Origin of the sequence: Pseudomonas sp. VA159-2 (assembly GCF_024126635.1) — a bacterium.
Classification (GTDB): domain Bacteria; phylum Pseudomonadota; class Gammaproteobacteria; order Pseudomonadales; family Pseudomonadaceae; genus Aquipseudomonas; species Aquipseudomonas muyukensis.
Genome location: NZ_JAMYBV010000001.1, coordinates 77,440 through 95,108 on the forward strand (window position 1 = coordinate 77,440; position 17,669 = coordinate 95,108).

The 17,669-nt window shown below is 68.5% G+C and carries 3 protein-coding genes; all 3 read right to left on the bottom strand.

Annotation, left to right across the window (positions count from 1 at the left end; translation table 11 throughout):
* Window positions 1-144: 144 nt before the first annotated feature.
* Window positions 145-15,426, bottom strand: a complete 15,282-nt coding sequence (locus tag NJG22_RS24530) for an autotransporter-associated beta strand repeat-containing protein (RefSeq protein ID WP_366518773.1) — start codon at window positions 15,424-15,426, stop codon at window positions 145-147.
* Between the two features lie 398 nt (window positions 15,427-15,824).
* A complete protein-coding gene (locus NJG22_RS00385) occupies window positions 15,825-16,208 on the bottom strand; it encodes a YkgJ family cysteine cluster protein (RefSeq protein ID WP_253091677.1) in 384 nt (127 codons plus the stop codon).
* Window positions 16,209-16,406: 198 nt separating this feature from the next.
* On the bottom strand, window positions 16,407-17,615 hold the full coding sequence (alaC, locus tag NJG22_RS00390) for an alanine transaminase (protein WP_253091678.1): 1,209 nt from the start codon (window positions 17,613-17,615) through the stop codon (window positions 16,407-16,409).
* Window positions 17,616-17,669: the final 54 nt, after the last annotated feature.

The window sequence follows — 17,669 nt, forward strand, 5'->3', positions numbered from 1 at the left end:
TAACGACAGTGGCTCGGTCTGGCATCCCTGGGGCCGCTTTGCGGCCCTTTCGCGACACAAGGCCGCTCCTACAGGGGATAGCATTTCCCTGTAGGAGCGGCCTTGTGTCGCGAAAGGGCTGCAAGGCAGCCCCAGCGGTCTACCTCAGAACCCCATGCTGAAGCTCACCACCACCCCATGGTCGCGGTTCTCGCTGGACAGTTGCCCGGAGTACCCGACCCCAAGCTTGCCACTGGCGCCCACCGACAGGTCCACCCCGGCCTCGACCACCGCCGCGTCCTTGGCGATCGGCACGCCCTCGGTGCTGAACCCTGCGCCACCGTCGATAAAGCGCAGGTCGGCATCAGGCTTGTCGTCGCCGAAGGCATGGCGCCAGCCCAGCGACACCCGCGGGGTGATCTGGCTGCCGTTGTCGAGGGTGATGCGCTTGCCCGCCCGCACGCCGACGGTGGAGAAGGTCACGTCCTGCTTGACCTTGCCCTGCAAGCGCCCTGCCCCGCCTTTCTCGTGGGCGGTGTCGCTGTCGTAGTTGACGTAGGCCAGCCCGGCGAACGGCTCCAGGGCGATGCCGCCGGCGTCGATGGCATAGCCCACCTCGCCGAACACCTGGGCGCTGCGCGCCTTGTACTTGGCTTTCAGGCGGTCGCTGTAGCTGCCCACCTGGACATCACGCTTGCTGTCGATGTCGTGCCAGCTGTAGGCCACGCCCAGGCGCGCGGCGAAGGCATCCAGCTGGTAACCCAGGTAGGTGGTCAGGTGGTAGCTGTCCACCGTGGCGTCCGAGCGGCGACGGTGGGCGTCGATGCTCGAGCGGGTGTAGCCGGCGGCGGCGCCGACCTTCCACTGCTCATCCAGGGCGCGGTCCGCGCCGAGCATGAAGCCCGACAGGTCGCGGTCGACACTGGCATGGCTGCTGCTGCCGTCGTAGGTACCCCAGCTGCCGATGGCACGGATCCAGCCCACCGCCTGGCCCTGGCAGCCTTCGCTGGTCAGCTGCTGGTTGGCGGTCGGCGCCAGGGTCCGACGTGGGTCGTCCTGGTTGCTGCAATCGGCCTGGCGCAGGCGGTCGTTGACCGCCTCACGCACGTAGCGCGAATCCTCGATCAGCACCGTCGCGGTACTGGCGTGGATCTCGCCGGACAAGCTGTCGAACGCGGCCTGCGCACCCTGGCTGTCGAGCGGCAGCAGGTTGTTGACCAGCGTTGCCGGCGCCCCGGCACTGCTCAGGGCATTGGCCACGCCGCGCTGGTTGCCGGTGGCGGCAACGTCGGCGAACGAGGTGCCGTTGCGGCTGACCGACAGGGTCACCTGGTTGGCGCCGTAGGCCAGCGCGCTGTTGAGGAACGCCGAGTTGGCCAGGTTGGTGGTGGCGAAGGTGCCATTCACCCCGCCTGCGGCGTTGACCACGGTGTACTGGCCGTTGCCGCTGGCGAGGTTGGCCACCATCAGGCTGCCGCCGAGGTTGGCGGTGCCGCCCACGTTCAGGTAGTTCACCGGCGCGGTGCCCAGGTCGATGACCAAGGTCCCGCTGGCGCCGTTGGTGAAGTTGCCCGAGACGTTCAGGTTGCCAGCCGGCCCCGGCAGCACGGTGCCGTTGTTGGTCAGCCCGGCGACGGTGCCGTTGCCCGTCAGCGCGGCGCCGTTGGCCACGGTGACCTGGGCGCCGAGGGTGCTGCCCGGGTTGGCCGCATCGCCCACTTGCAGCACGCCCTGGTTGACGTTGAAGGCGCCACTGAATGGCTGGTTGCCGGTCAGCAGCAAGGTGCCGCCGCCTTGCTTGGTGGTGGTGCCGGTACCGCTGAGGGTGCCGTTGAAGGTGCCGTTGCTGCCCTGGGCGAAGACCAGGCTGGCGTTGTTGAGGATGTTGCCTTGCAGGCTGGTGGTGTTGCCGACCAAGGTACCGCCGCTGACGGTGGTGCCACCGCTGTAGGTGTTGGCACCGGCCAGGATCAGGGTACCGGCGTCGAGCTTCTCGATGCCGCCACTGCCCACCAGGGGCGCGCTGACGGTGGCGGTGGCGCCGGCGTTGACCCGTACCGGTGCCAGGCTGCCGTCAGGGTCGTTGACCGGGGTCAGGCTGCCGCCGGCACCCGGTACCACCTGGTAGCCGTCGCTGAGGAACTGCAAGCCTTCGAACGACTGGTTGCCGACCACGGTGACGGTACCCGGGGTACCGCCGAACACCGCGTAGCCGCCGCTCCAGCCTTCATTGCTGGTGCCGCTGGCGTTGGTCCAGCCGGTGTTCGAGCCCCAGGTGCCGCTGCCGCCGCCGATGCTGCCATCGGGGTTGGTCTTGCCGCCGTTCCAGAACTGCAGTTCCTCGCCGTAGTTCTGCACCACCAGGTTGATCTGGTTGGCGATGGCGGTCTGCAAGGCCAGGTCGCCCAGCACCACGCTGCCCGGAATGGCGCCGAACACCAGGCCATTGTCGGTGAGCACGCCGCCGTAGCTGAACAGCTGGTACACGCCGGTGCCGAAGCCGCCGGCATCGGTGATGTTCAACGTGCCGTCGAGCACCAGGTTGCCGTTGACCTTGACCACGGTGGTGGAGGCCGCCGGGGCGCCGAGGTTGAAGTCCAGGGCGCTGCCCGAGGCCAGGTCGAGGCTGCCGACGGTGAGCGGCGTGGTGCTCTGCCCGGCCGCCAGGGTGGCGCCGTTGGCAACCTGTACCGCGCCAGCCACGGTGCCGCTGCCGCCCAGGCGGGCGCCGGTGGCGACCTGCACGGTGGCGCTGTCCAGGCGACCGCCCACCAGCAGGCTGCCGGCATTGACGCGGGTGGCGCCGGTAAGGCTGTTGACGCCGGTCAGCAGCAACTCGCCGGTGCCGTTCTTGGCCAGGGTGCCGGTGCCGCTGAGGTTGCCGGTGTAGCTGCCGTTGCTGTTCTGCTCGAAGGTCAGCGCGGCATTGTTGAGGATGGCGCCCTGCAGGCTGCTGGTGTTGCCCACCAGGCTGCCGGCGTTGATCTGGGTGCCGCCGGTGTAGCTGTTGCTGCCGCCCAGGGTCAGCTGGCCGGCGCCGTCCTTGAGCAGGCCGCCGCTGCCGCTGATGGCGCCGTTGAGGGTCAGGGCATTGCTGCCGGCGATGGCCAGGGCGCCATTGAGCACGGCGTCGTTGGCCAGGGTCACGGCGCGGTTGCTGTCCAGCGTGGTGCCGGCGGCGGCGGTCAGGGTGCCGCTGCCCAACGCGCTGTCGTTGCCCAGCACCAGGGTGCCGCCGTTGAGCGCGGTACCACCGCTGTAGCCGTTGGCGGCGTTGAGCACCAAGGTGCCGGCATCCTGCTTGGCCAGGCTGCCGGTGCCGTTGAGGGCAACGTTGAGGGTAGCGCTGACACCCGGGTTGACCCGCAGGTTGGTGACGCCATTGCCCAGCAGCTCGCCTGCCGCGCCAGCCTCGAGCACGTAGCCGTCGGTGAGGAACTGCAGGCCGCTGATGCTGTGGCTGCCGTCCACGGTGACGGTGCCCGTGGCGCCCTGGAACACCGCGAAGGTGTCGTTCCAGGTGCCGTTGAGCACGCCGTTGACGTCGGTCCAGTTGCTGTTGGTGGCGTTCCAGGTGCCGCTGCCGCCATCGATCAGGCCGTTGGCGACGGTCTGGCTGCCATCCCAGAACAGCACGTTGCTGGCCCCGCCGACCACCAGGTTGACCTGGTTGGCGACCGCGGTCTGCACGGTGAGGTCGGTGACCGGCACCGGCGTGCTACCAAAGCTCATGCCGTTGTTGACCAGGCTGCCGCCGTAGCGGAACAGGCTATACACCCCGGCACCGAAGCCACCGATATCGGTGATGTTCAGGGTGCCGCCGAGGGTCAGATTGTTGGCCACGTTGACCAGCGGCCCGCCGCCGGTGCCGGCGGTGCCGAGCGCGGCGTTGAAGTTGGCGCCGCTGTCCAGCATCAGGTTGCCGACATCCAGCGTGGCTGCGCTGGTGGCCGCAAGGGTCCCCCCATTGGCGACGTTGACCGAGCCACCGAGATCGCCACTACCGGCCAGGGTGGCGCCGCTGGCGACGTTGACCGTATTGCTGGCCAGGGCCCCATTCACCACCAGGCTGCCGGCCTGTACGTTGGTGACGCCGGTGTGGCTGTTGGCGCTACGCAGCGCCAGGGTGCGAGCGCCAAGCTTGGTGAGACTGCCGCTGCCGCTGATGTTGCCATCGAAGGTGCCGCCCTCGACATTGAGGCTGTTGCCGGCGGCGATGTCGATCACGCCGCTGCCGCCGATGTCGCCCAGGGTGGTATTGCCGTCGAGGTTGAGCGTGGCGCCACTGCTGACGTTCAGCTCGCTCTGGGTACCCAGGGCGGTGGTGCCGAGGGTGCTGAGGCTGCCGGACAGCAGGTTGAGGACACCGCTGAAGGTGTTGTTGCCCGACAGGGTCAGGTCGGCCAGGCCGCTCTTGTTCAGGGTGCCGGCGCCACTGAGCACGCCGGCCAGGTGCAGGTCGTTGCTGCCAAGCACGTTGAGCACGCCGCCGACATTGACCGGGTTGGCCAGGGTCACGGCGCTGGCGCTGTCGAGGTTGGCATTGCCGGTGACATCCAGGCCGCCGCTGCCGAGGGCGCCGTTGTTGCCGACCACCAGGGTGCCGGCCTGCAGCTCGGTGCCGCCGCTGTAGGTGTTGGCGCCCATCAGGGCGAAGCGGGCAAGGCCAGCCTTGAGCAGGCGGCCGCTGCCAGCGACGCTGCCGCCGAGGGTCAGGTCGTTGCTGCCCAGCACAGTGAGGTCGCCGCTGACGTTGAGGTTGTTGGCCAGGGTTACCGGCTGGCTGCTGTCCAGGCTGGTGCCGGAGGTGGTGTTCAAGGAGCCGCTGCCCAGGGCGCTGTTGCTGCCCACCACCAGGGTGCCGCCATTGAGCGCGGTGTTGCCGGCGTAGCTGTTGTTGCCGGCCAGCGACAGCCGAGCGCTGCCGGCCTTGACCAGGCCACCGGCGCCACTGATGACGCCGCCCAGGGCCAGGTCGTTGCTGCCGGCGATGGTCAACGGGCCGTCCAGGGTGATGGCATTGCCCAGGGCGACCGCCTGGTTGGCGTCCAGGGTGGTGCCGCTGGCGGCATCGAGCGCGCCGCTGCCCAGGGCGCTGTTGCTGCCCAGCACCAGGGCGCCGCCACTGAGGCGGGTGCCGCCGCTGTAGGTATTGGCGCCGTTGAGCACCAGGGTGCCGCTGTCGAGCTTGTTGAGCTTGCCGCTGCCGGCCAGGCCGACATCGAGGGTGGCGATCACGCCCGGGTCGACCCGCACGCTGGTGTCGCCGCTGCTGCCGTTGACCAGGTTGAGCGCCCCGGCAGTGCCGGCCAGCAGGCGATAGCCATTGCTGACGAACTGCATGCCGGTGAGGCTCTGGCTGCCGTCGACGGTGACATCGCCTGCCGTGCCCTGGAAGACCGCGAAGGTGTTGCCCCAGGTGTTGTTGGCGGTGCCATTGAGGTCGGTCCAGTTGCTGTTGCTGGCGTTCCACACGCCGCTGCCGCCGTCGACCTGGCCGTTCGCCGTGGTCTGGCTGCCGTCCCAGAACTGCACGTTCAGGCCCGCGGCGCTGACCAGCAGGTTGACCTGGTTGGCCAGGGCGGTTTGCAGGGCCACGTCGCCCAGGCCGACCCCCAATGGCAGGCCGCCGAAGTCGAGGCCGTTGTCGGTCAGGGCGCCGCTGTAGTCGAAGATGCGGTAGACGCCGTTGCCGAAGCCACCGATGTTGCTGACGTTGAGGGTACCGTCGAGGGTCAGGTTGCCGCCGACGTTGAACAGCGCGGTGTTGCCGGTGGACGGTGCGCCCAGGCCGGCATCGACGATGGCACCTGCGCCCAGCACCAAGGCGCCGAGGCCCAGGGTGGCGCCGCTGCTGCCGACCAGGTGGCCGCCGCTGGCGATGGTCACCGGGGCAGCGACGTTGCCGCTACCGGCCAGGCTGGCACCACTGGCCACGTTCAGCCCGGCGCTGGTCAGGCTGCCGTCGACCTTGAGGGTGCCATCGCTGACCTGGCTGGTGCCCGCCAGGGTGCTGTTGCCAGCCAGGGTCAGTACCCCGCTGCCGACCTTGTCGAGGTTGCCGGCGCCGCTGAAGGCGCCACCGAAGGTGCCGTTGGCGTTGCTGCTGCCGATGCTCAGGGTGGCGCCGTTGCCGATCACCGCCTGGCCGCTGCCGGTCAGGCTGGCCAGGTTGGCATTGCCGTTTAGGTTCAGGGTGCCACTGGCGCCGACATTGACCCCGGAGGCGCTGTCGAGCACACCGGCGCCCAGCAGGCTCAGCGAGCCGGCCTGGATATCGACGCTGCCGGTCAGGCTCTTCGGCGTGACCAGCAGCGCGTCGTCGACGCCGGTCTTGAGCAGGTTGCCGCTGCCGCTGAGAGTGCCGCTGATCACCAGCGAGTTAGGCGTATCGAGGGTCAGGGTGCTGCCGGCGGCGATGTCCAGGGCATTGCCCAGGACCATGGCCGCGCCAGTCGCCAGGGTGGCATTGCCGGTGACGTTGAGCGCCCCCAGGCCCAGGGCTGCGGCGTTGGTCAGGGTGAGGCTGCCGGCGGCCAGTTCGGTGCCGCCGAGATAGGCGTTGTTGCCAGCCAGGGTCAGGTTGCCGTTGCCGGCCTTCACCAGGCCCGCGGCGCCATTGAGGGTGCCGGCCAGGGTCAAGTCGTTGCTGCCATCGACCGTCAGACCCGCGTTGAGGTTGAGGTTGTTGCCCAGGGTGACCGGGCCGCTGCTACCCAGGGTCGAGGCGCCAGCGACGGTCAGGATGCCCTGGCCCAGCGCGTTGTCGTCGCCCACCTGCAGGGTGCCGCCATTGAGGGTCGTGCCCCCCAGGTAGCTGTTGGCACCCGCCAGGATCAGGGTGCCCGCACCGGACTTGACCAACCCGCCGACACCATCGATCACCCCGCCCAGGGTCAGGTCGCCGGTGCTCGGCAGGGTCAACGTGCTGCCCAGGTGCACGGCATTGCCAATACTGGCACTGCCGGTGACATCCAGGCTGGCGCTGCCAGCAACGGTCAGGTCGCCGGTGCCGAGGGCCGTGTTGCTGCCAAGCACCAGGCTGCCGCCATTGAGGCTGGTGCCGCCACTGTAGGTATTGGCACCACTGAGGGTGAGCGTGCCGCTGCCGCTCTTGACCAGGCCTGCGCTACCGCCGACCACACCGCTGAGGCTCAGATCATCGGTGCCGGCGAAGGTCAGGTTGGCGCCCAGATTGACCGCGTTGGCCAGGGCGATGGCCTGGCCAACATCCAGCGTGGCGGCCCCGGTGACATTGAGCACGCCGCTGCCGATGGCGTTGGCATTGCCCAGCAACAGGCTGCCGGCCTGCAGGGTAGTGCCACCACTGTAGTTGTTGTTGCCGTTGAGCACCAGTTGCCCGGCGCCGAGCTTGCTCAGGGTGCCGCCACCGCTGATGATGCCGTCCAGGGTCAGCGCTTGCAGGTTGTTCACGCTGAGGGTGGTGCCAGCGCCCAGGCCGATGGCATTGGCCACTTGCAACGGGCCATTGGCGGCCAGGCTGCTGTTGCCGGTAACCGAAAGGTTGCCGGTGCCCAGCGCATTGTTGTTGCCCAGGATCAGCAAGCCGCTGGCCAGTGTCGTGCCGCCGCTGTAGGTGTTGCTGGCGCCCAAGGTGAGATTGCCGCTGCCGGTCTTGCTCAGGCTGCCGACACCGCTGATCTGGCCATTGAGGGTCAGGTCGTTGCTGCCGACGAAGTCCAGGCCGGCGTTGAGCACCACCTGGTTGCCGACGTTGCTCAGCACCGCGCTGGTCCCCAGGTTGGCGGCGCCAGCGACGGTGAGCGTGCCAACGCCCAGGGCCTGGTTATTGCCGAGGGTCAGGGTGCCGGCATTGAGCAGGGTGCCGCCGAGGTAGCCGTTGGCGCCATTGAGGGTCAGGTTGGCCGCGCCGTTCTTGGTCAGGCTACCGGCACCGCTGACCAGCCCGCCCAGGGTCAGGTCGTTGCTGCCGGCCACGCTGAGGCTCCCGGCGAGGTTGAGCGAGTTGCCGATGATGCGCGCGCCGTTGCTGTCCAGGGTGGTGCCCGCCGCGGCGTTGAGCTGGCCAAGGCCCAAGGCGGTGTTGCTGCCCAGCACCAGGGTGCCGGCGTTGAGGCTGGTGTTGCCCAGGTAGGCGTTGGTGCCGGCGAGGGTGAGCGTGCCGGCGCCGTTCTTGGCCAGCCCGCCGACGCCGTTGAGGGTGCCGTTGAGCACCATGTCCTGGGCGCCACTGAGGGTGAGGTTGCCCAACAGGTTGACCTGGTTGGCCAGGGTCACGCTGGCGCTGCTGCCCAGGGTCGTGCCGCCCAGGGCGTTGAGCACGCCGGTGCCCAGCGCGGTGTTGCTGCCCACCACCAGGGCGCCGCTGTTGAGGCTGGTGGCGCCGCTGTAGCTGTTGCTGCCGTTCAGGGTCAGTACGCCGCTGCCGGCCTTCACCAGCCCACCAGTGCCGCTGATGACGCCACCCAGGGTAAGGTCACTGGCACTGGGCAGGGTCAGGTTGCTGTTGAGGGCGATGGTGTTGGCCACGCTGAGGTTGCCGGTGGTGGCCAGGCTCGAGGCCCCGCTGACCACCAGGCCGCCGGTGCCCAGCGCCTGGCCACTGCCTAGGGTGAGCGTGCCGGCGCCGAGGGTGGTGCCCCCGGTGTAGGTATTGGCGGTCCCCAGGGTCAGGTTGGCCGCACCGTTCTTGACCAGGCTGCCGGCGCCGGAGAGCACGCCGCTCAGGCCCAGGTCTGCGGAGCCGGCGACGGTCAGGGCACCGCTGAGGCCGAAGGCGTTGCCGAGGGTGACGGCGGTGTTGCTGTCCAGGGTGGTGCCGCTGGCGGCACTGACCGCGCCGCTGCCCAAGGCGCTGTTGTTGCCGACCACGATCGTGCCGCCATTGAGCAAGGTGCCACCGGTGTAGGTGTTGGCGCCGTTGAGCACCAAAGTGCCGGTGTCGAGCTTGCCCAGCTGGCCGCTGCCCGACAGGCCGACGTCGAGCGTGGCGGTGACGCCCGGGTCGACACGCACGGCGAAGGCGCCATTGCTGCCATTGACCAGGTTCAGACCGCCGCTGCCGATCAGGCGGTAGCCGTTGGTGACGAACTGCAGCCCGGTAGCGACCTGGGTACCGGCCACGGTGACATCCCCCGCGGTACCCTGGAACACCGCGAAGTCGCTGGCCCAGCTGCCGTTGAGCACGCCGCTGACGTCGGTCCAGTTGGTGTTGCTGCCGTCCCAGGTGCCACTGCCGCCGTCGATCACGCCGTTAGGGACGCTTTGGCTGCCGTCCCAGAACTGCACGGTGCTGCTGGCGCCACCGACCAGCAGGTTGACCTGGGTGCCGATCGAGGTCTGCACCTGCAGGTCGCCGGGCAGCATGCTGCCGGGCACGTTGCCGATCAGCAGGCCGTTGTCGACCAGGGCGCCGGTGTAGTCGATCAGCCGGTAGATACCGGTGCCGAAGCCGCCGATATCGGTGACGTTGAGGGTACCGTCCAGGGTCAGGTTGCCGTTGACGTTGACCAGTCGGGTGCCGCCACTTGCAGGCGAGCCCAGGCCGACATCGAAGATCGAGCCACTGTGCAAGGTCAGCGCGCCGGTGGTCAGGGTCGCGCCGCTGTTGGCCAGCAGGTGCGCACCGTCGGCGATATCGACCGGGCCCAGCAGGCTGCCGGTGCCGCCCAGGCTGGCGCCGGTATTGACCTGCACCCCGGCGCTGGCCAGCGAGCCGCTGACAGTGAGCAGGCCGCCGTTGACCGTGGTGGTGCCGCCGATCACGTTGCTGGCGGACAGCTCGAAACTGCCGGTACCGGTCTTGGTCAGCCCGCCGGCACCGGCCAGGGCACCACTGAACACGCTGTTGAGGTTGTTGCCACCCAGGGTCAGGGTGCTGCCGCCGCTGATATTCACCGTACCGGCACCGCCCAGGCCACCAATGGTGGCACTGGCGCCGAGGTTCAGGTTGGTGCCGGCGCCGAGGGTGACCCCGGAGGTATTGCCCAGGGCCGTGCCGCCCACCGTGGTGATGCTGCCGCCGAGCAGGTCGATGGCACCGCTGAAGGTATTGTTGCCGCTCAGGGTCAGATCGGAGGTGCCGGTCTTGATCAAGCCGCCGGTACCGCCGACCACCCCACCCAGGGCCAGGTTGGTGCTGCCGCCAAGGGTCAGGTTGGCGCCCAGGTTGACGGCGTTGCCCAGGGTCATCGCCACGCTGTTGACCAGGGTCGCGGCGCCGCCGACGTTCAGCGCGCCGCTACCGAGCGCCGCGGCATTGGCCAGGGTCAGGGTGCCGGCGTTGAGGTTCAGCCCGCCGCTGAAGGTGTTGGCCCCCGACAGGGTCAGGTTGGTACTGCCGTTCTTGGTCAAGGCGCCCGCGCCGCTGATCACCCCGCCGAGGGTGGTGGCGTTGCTGCCCGGCAGGGTCAGGGTGGCGCCGCCGGCGAGGTTGATGGCGTTGCCCAGGTTGAGGGCGCCGCTGCCTTCGAGGCTGGCGTTGCCACCGACGCTCAGGGCGCCGCTGCCCATGGCGTTGTTGTTGCCCAGGGTCAGCAGCCCGGCGTTGAGGGTGGTGCCGCCGCTGTAGGTGTTGTTGCCGTTGAGGGTCAGCCCGGCGCTGCCGTTCTTGACCAGCGCGCCTGTGCCGCTGATCAGCCCGCCGAGGGTGGTGGCGTTGCTGCCCAGCACGGTCAGGGTATTGGCGCCGAGGTTGATGCCGTTGCTCACGGCAACGGCGGTGCTGGCGTCGAGGTTGGCGTTGCCGCCCAGGGTCAGGGCGCCGATGCCCAGCGCGGTGTTGCTGCCCAGGGTCAGGGTGCCGGCATTGAGTTGGGTGCCGTTGGTGTAGAGGTTGTTGCCGCTCAGGGTCAGGTTGGCGCTGCCGTTCTTGACCAGCGAGCCAATGCCGCTGACCACGCCGCTCAGGCCCAGGTTGGCGCTGCCATCGATGGTCAGCGGGCCGGCAATGGTGACATCGTTGGCCAGGCTGACCGCAGTGCTGGCATCCAGGTGGGTACCGGCCAGGGTATTGAGGGCCCCGGTACCCAGCGCGGTGTTGCTGCCGAGCACCAGCGTGCCGGCGTTCAGGCGGGTGATGCCGCTGTTGCTGTTGGCCCCGGTCAGGGTCAGCGTGGTGGCGCCGTTCTTGGTGATGCCGCCGCTGCCGGCGATGGTGCCGCTCAGGGTCAGGTCGTTGCTGCCGGGCAGGATGAAGTTGCCCGCCAGGTTGAGCGCGTTGGCAAGGTTCAGGCCGGCGGCGCTGGTGTCCAGGGTGGTGTTGTTGGCGGCGTTCAAGGCGCCGGTGCCCAGTGCGGTATTGCTGCCGACCACCAGGGTGCCGGCATTGAGCGCGGTGGCACCGCTCTGGGTATTGTTGCCGCTCAGGGTCAGGGTGGCGCTGCCGTTCTTGACCAGGCCGCCAGTGCCGCTGAGCGTGCCGGCCAGGGTCAGGTTGCTGGTGGTGGGCAAGGTCAGGTCGGCGCCGAGGTTGACTGCGTTGTTCAGGGTCATCGCCGTCGAGTTGGCCAGGGTCGCGGCGCCGCCGACGTTGAGCGCGCCGCTGCCCAGGGCGGCGGCGCTGGCCAGGGTCAGGGTGCCGGCGTTGAGGTTCAAGCCGCCGCTGAAGGTGTTGGCGCCGCTGAGGGTCAGGTTGGTGCTGCCGTTCTTGGTCAGCGCGCCGGTGCCGCTGATCACCCCGCTCAGGGTGGTGGCGTTGCTGCCCGGCAGGGTCAGGGTGTTGCCGGCCAGGTTGATGGCGTTGCCCAGGTTGAGGGTGCCGCTGCCGTCGAGGCTGGCGTTGCCGCCCAAGGTCAGCGCGCCAGTGCCCAGGGCGTTGCTGTTGCCCAGGGTCAGCAGCCCGGCGTTGAGGGTGGTGCCGCCACTGAAGGTGTTGTTGCCGTTGAGGGTCAGGCCGGCATTGCCGCTCTTGACCAAGGCACCGGTGCCGCTGATCTGGCCGGTCAGGGTGGTGGCGTTGCTGCCCAGCACGGTCAGGCTGTTGCCGCCCAGGCTGATGCTGTTGGTGGCGGCGACGGCGGTGCTGGTGTCGAGGTTGGCGTTGCCGCCCAGGGTCAGGCCGCCGATGCCCAGCGCGGTGTTGCTGCCCAGCACCAGGGTGCCGGCATTGAGCTGGGTGCCGTTGGTGTAGTTGTTGTTGCCGCTCAGGGTCAGGCTGGCGTTGCCATTCTTGACCAGCGAGCCAAGGCCGCTGAGCTGGCCGCTCAGGCCCAGGTTGGCGGTGCCATCGATAGTCAGCGGGCCGGCGATGATCGCATCGTTGGCCAGGCTGACCGCGGTGCTGGCATCCAGGTGGGTGCCGGCGGCGGTGTTGAGGGTGCCGGTGCCCAGCGCGGTATTGCTGCCCACCACCAGGGTGCCGCCGTTGAGGAAGGTCGAGCCGCTGTTGCTGTTGGCGCCGGTCAGGGTCAGCGTGGTATTGCCGGCCTTGGTGATGCCACCGCTGCCGGCGATCACGCCACTCAGGGTCAGGTCGTTGCTGCCGGGCAGGTTGAGGTTGCCGGCCAGGTTGAGGCCGTTGGCGATGTTCAGGCCGGCGACGCTGGTGTCCAGGGTGGTGTTGGCGGCGGCGTTGAGGGTGCCGGTGCCCAACGCGGTGTTGCTGCCCAGCACCAGGGTGCCGGCATTGAGCGCGGTGGCACCGCTTTGGGTATTGTTGCCGCTGAGGGTCAGCGTGGCGCTGCCGTTCTTGATCAGGCCGCCGCTGCCGCTGAGGGTGCCGGCCAGGTTGAGGTTGTTGGCGCCGGAAAGGGTCAGGTTGGCGCCGAGGTTGACGGCGTTGTTCAGGGTGCTGGCCACAGTGGTGGACAGCGTCGAGGCGCCGCCGACGGTCAGCGCGCCGGTGCCCAGGGCCGCGGCATTGGCCAGGGTCAGGGTGCCGGCGTTGAGGTTCAGCCCGCCGCTGAAGGTGTTGGCCCCCGACAGGGTCAGGTTGGTACTGCCGTTCTTGGTCAAGGCGCCCGCGCCGCTGATCACCCCGCCGAGGGTGGTGGCGTTGCTGCCCGGCAGGGTCAGGGTGTTGCCGCCCAGGTTGACCGCGTTGCCCAGGTTGACCGCCACGCCGGCGTCGAGGCTGGCGTTGCCGCCCAGGCTCAGCGCGCCGGTACCCAGGGCATTGTTGTTGCCCACGGTCAGCACCCCGGCGTTGAGGGTGGTGCCGCCGCTGAAGGTGTTGCTGCCATTGAGGGTCAGGCCGGCACTGCCGTTCTTGACCAACGCGCCGGTGCCGCTGAGCACCCCGCCCAGGGTCGTCGCGCTGGTGCCCAGCAGGCTCAGGGTGTTGGCCCCCAGGTTGATTGCGTTGCCCAGGTTGACCGCGGTGCTGGCATCGAGGCTGGCATTGCCGCCCAGGGTCAGCGCACCGCCGCCCAGGGCGTTGTTGTGGCCCACGGTGAGTGCGCCGGCGTTGAGCGTGGTACCGCCACTGAAGGTGTTGTTGCCATTGAGGGTGAGCGCGGCGCTGCCATTCTTGACCAGCGCGCCGGTGCCACTGATGACGCCACCCAAGGTGGTGGCATTGCTGCCTGGCAGGGTCAGCGTATTGCTGGCGAGGCTGATGGCGTTGCCCAGGCTCACGCCGGCACTGGCATCGAGGGTGGCGTTGCCACCCAGGGTCAGCGCGCCGCTGCCCAGCGCGCTGCTGTTGCCGAGGGTCAGCTTGCCGCCGGCCAGGCTGGTGCCACCACTGTAGGTGTTGACGCCATTCAAGGTCAGGTCGGCCGCGCCGGTCTTGGCCAGCGCGCCGCTGCCACTGATCACGCCGCCCAGGGTCGTGGCGCTGTTGCCCGGCAGGCTCAGGGTGTTGCCGCCCAGGGCGATGGCGTTGCCGAGGTTGAGCGCCGCGGCGCTGTCGAGGGTGGCGTTGCCGCCGAGGGTCAGCGCGCCGGTGCCCAGCGCGCTGTCGCCGCCGAGGATGAGCGTGCCGGTGTTCAGGGTGGTGCCGCCGGTATAGCTGTTGATGCCGTTCAGGGTCAGGTTGGCGCTGCCGCTCTTGACCAGCGAGCCGCTGCCGCTGAGCACGCCGCCGAGGGTCAGGGCATTGCTGCCGGGCAGGCTCAGCGCCGCGTTGAGGGTGACGGCGTTGTTCAGCACCAGCGGCACGCTGCCTTGCAGGCTGCCGGCGCCGCTGACGGTCAGGCCGCCGCTGCCGAGCGCCGCGGCGCTGGTCAGGTTGAGGCCGCCCGCGGCGAGGGTGGTGCCACCGCCATAGGTGTTGCTCGCGCCGAGGGTGAGCAGGCCGGCACCGGTCTTGGTCAACCCACCAACCCCGGAAACCACGCCGTTGAGGGTCATGTCGGTGGCGCCGCCGACGTTCAGGCCCGCATTGAGCACCAGCGCGTTGGCCAGGCTCAAGCCGCCGACCGTGCCCGCCAGGCCGCCTCCGTTGGCGGTGATGACCCCGTTGCCGAAGGCACTGGCATTGTCGAAGTTGAGCTGGCCGCCGTTGAGGGTGGTCTGGGTGGTGCCGTTGAGCACCTGGCCGATCAGGCTCCAGGTGCCGCTGTCGACGATCAGGCGATTGAAGTTGATGTAGTTGCTGGCGTTGATGGTGCCACTGCCACTGGTGCCACTACCGCCACCGATGGCGTTCTGCAACGCCAGGGTGTTGTCGCCGCCGGCGCCGCCGTCGATCTTGCCGGCCGGCGCGAACGCCAGGTTGGGGTTGCCGCTGACCAACAGGGCGAGCCCGACACCTGCGCCGGCGCTGACACTGGAGCCGGTCACGGCATTGAAGCGGTTGGTGCTGTTGGCGCCCATCGACAGGCTGCCGGTCAAGCTGCCGGCGTTGGTGAAGGTGTTGCCGCTGGCAGAGGTCTGGAATGCGGTACGCCCGAGCAACGTCCCGGTGTTGGTGAAGTTCACCGTGCCGCCGCCGCTCACGGCGACGATGGGGGTGTCCTCGCTGATGATGGTCAGGCCCACCAGCGGCGTGGAACCGATGGTCCCGGCGTTGGTGATCGTGGTGGTCCCGGCGGCGCCGTTGCGCACATCCATGGCCATGCCGGTAAGGTTGAGCAGGTTCGCACCGAGCACCGCCCCCGTGCCCTTGATGGTGCCGCCCAGGTTGTTGTTGATGGTCAGGGTGCCGGAGGTACCGGTGCTGCCGATCACCACGCCCGTGGACTGCAGGCTGAGCAACCCCAGCAGCGTGGGGTCGATGGTGCCTGAGTTGTTCAAGGTGTTGCCACTGCCGGTCAGCGTCAGCGCGGTGCCCCCTACCCCCAGCAATACCCCAAGGCCGGCACCGGGCTGGACGTTGACCGTCAGGCCGTTGGTGCTGTTGGAATAACTCGGCGCCAGCGGGTTGGCCGCCCCGCTACAAGTCACCACGCCCGCGTTGAGCGTGCAGGCCGCCAGTGCCTGTTCGCTGGTCAGCCCCAAGGCCATGCCCCCAACCGCCAGACTGACGGCCAGGGATAATTGAGATAAACGGGCAGGCAAACGGGCGGCAACAATTCTGTCCACGGAAAGCTCCTTCGTGGATCAGGCGGTTCAGTCCCTGAATGCGTGAACAGCGCTTGTTGCAGTGACTCTGGGCACGCGAACGGCGAAACACCTGACCATGGCTACAAATTTTCCTTTGCTGGAATGTGTAGCCGCTCGGAGCCGCAGGATAGGGCGGTCGGCGCGATCAAATGGTGTTAATACTTTGTCGAGGCGGCACGTGTTTCGCGGGTTTCAGCCCATTGCGGGTTGGATCCAACCGACGAACGGTCATGGCGAATGGCCAATAGGCTAGAGACGCAGGCGGTTTTGTAGAGCGGGCTTGCGCCACGACGGTACCGGCGCTGCAATCGCGGGACAAGCCAGCGGGTAAAAAACCGCCTGCGCTTAGCCTGCCCCTGTTCGCGGTCGATCACCCATCAAGCGACCTCGGCGCCCTCCTCTGGCCAATGCGGCTCGTTGGCCCCTGGCGGGGTCAATGGCGGCAGGCCATACGCGGCACGCGCCTCATCGCAACTGGGGTTGTGCACGCCGTTTTCCCACGAAGCCTCGAACTCTCTGCACGGGCTTGAACGGTTCTCATAAATGGAGCACGCCACTTGCGTGCCGATCTCGCCACCGAGGCTTACGCAGCGACAAGGCTTGGCGTCGGTACCGATCATGGCGACACGGGTCGGGTTGATCTGCACCACCAGATCGTCGGGCACCAGGCCGCCGGCGGACTGGCACTCACCCCAGAAGAAAGACACACGAAAGTAGCCGCAGCAGGCGCCGCAGGACATGCAAGGATTCTGTTCGGACATGATGGCCAGGAAGGGAGGTTGTTGTTATCCGGGCGAGCGCCCGCGGCGCTATTTGTAATCCAGGCACGAACGGCTGAGAAGAGGGGCAAAGCAAAAAAAGATCGCCGCTGATCGGCGCAAAAGCATCGCGGGGCCAACCCGCTCCCACGCCATGCACGATGTGAGAGCGGGCTGGCCCCGCGATAGGCCAGGGACTGCTTACTTGCAGGTCAAGCCATCGGCCCGGAACATCTGGCGAATGCCGCGGATGGCCTGGCGGATACGGTCCTGGTTCTCGATCAGGGCGAAGCGCACATGATCGTCGCCGTAGTCACCGAAGCCGATCCCCGGCGACACGCAGACCTTGGCCTCGGCCAGCAGCTTCTTGGCGAACTCCAGCGACCCCAGGTGCGCATACTGCTCGGGGATCTTCGCCCAGACGTACATCGAGGCCTTGGGGTTCTCGACCATCCAGCCCAGCTCGTGCAGGCCCTTGACCAGCAGGTTGCGACGCTGGCGGTACTGCTCAGCGATGTCGCGCACGCACTGCTGGTCGCCCTCCAGCGCGGCGATGGCCGCCACCTGCAACGGGGTGAAGGTGCCGTAGTCGTGGTAGCTCTTGATCCGTGCCAGCGCGCTGACCAGCTCGGGGTTGCCGACCATGAAGCCGATCCGCCAGCCGGCCATGTTGTAGCTCTTGGACAGGGTGAAGAACTCCACCGCGATGTCCTTGGCCCCCGGCACCTGCATGATCGACGGCGCCTTCCAGCCGTCGTAGACGATATCGGCATAGGCCAGGTCGTGCACCACCAGCACGTCGTACTGCTTGGCCAGCGCCACCACGCGCTCGAAGAAGTCCAGCTCGACGCACTGGGCGGTGGGGTTGGACGGGAAGCCGAGGATCATCATCTTCGGCTTGGGGATCGATTCGCGGATCGCCCGCTCCAGCTCGTTGAAGAAGTCCACGCCCGGCACCAGCGGCACGGAACGCACCTGGGCCCCGGCGATCACCGCGCCATAGATGTGGATCGGGTAGCTGGGGTTGGGCACCAGCACCGTGTCGCCGTGATCGAGGGTGCCGAGCATCAGGTGCGCCAGGCCCTCTTTCGAGCCGATGGTGACGATGGCCTCGCTTTCCGGGTCGATCTCGACCGCGTAGCGTTCCTGGTACCAGTTGGAGATGGCCCGGCGCAGGCGTGGAATCCCACGGGAGGTGGAGTAGCCATGGGTGTCGTCGCGCTGGGCGACCTGCACCAGCTTCTCGACGATGTGCGGCGGCGTGGCGCCGTCGGGGTTGCCCATGCTCAGGTCGATGATGTCCTCGCCACGGCGGCGGGCGGCCATCTTGAGTTCGGCGGTGATGTTGAAGACGTAGGGGGGAAGACGATCGATGCGCGCGAAGCGGCGCGGCGAACCTGGGTTGGCCATGGTGTTCCTCTGCAGACGTAAGCGCCCGGAACCGTCCGAGCGACGTTGGCCGCT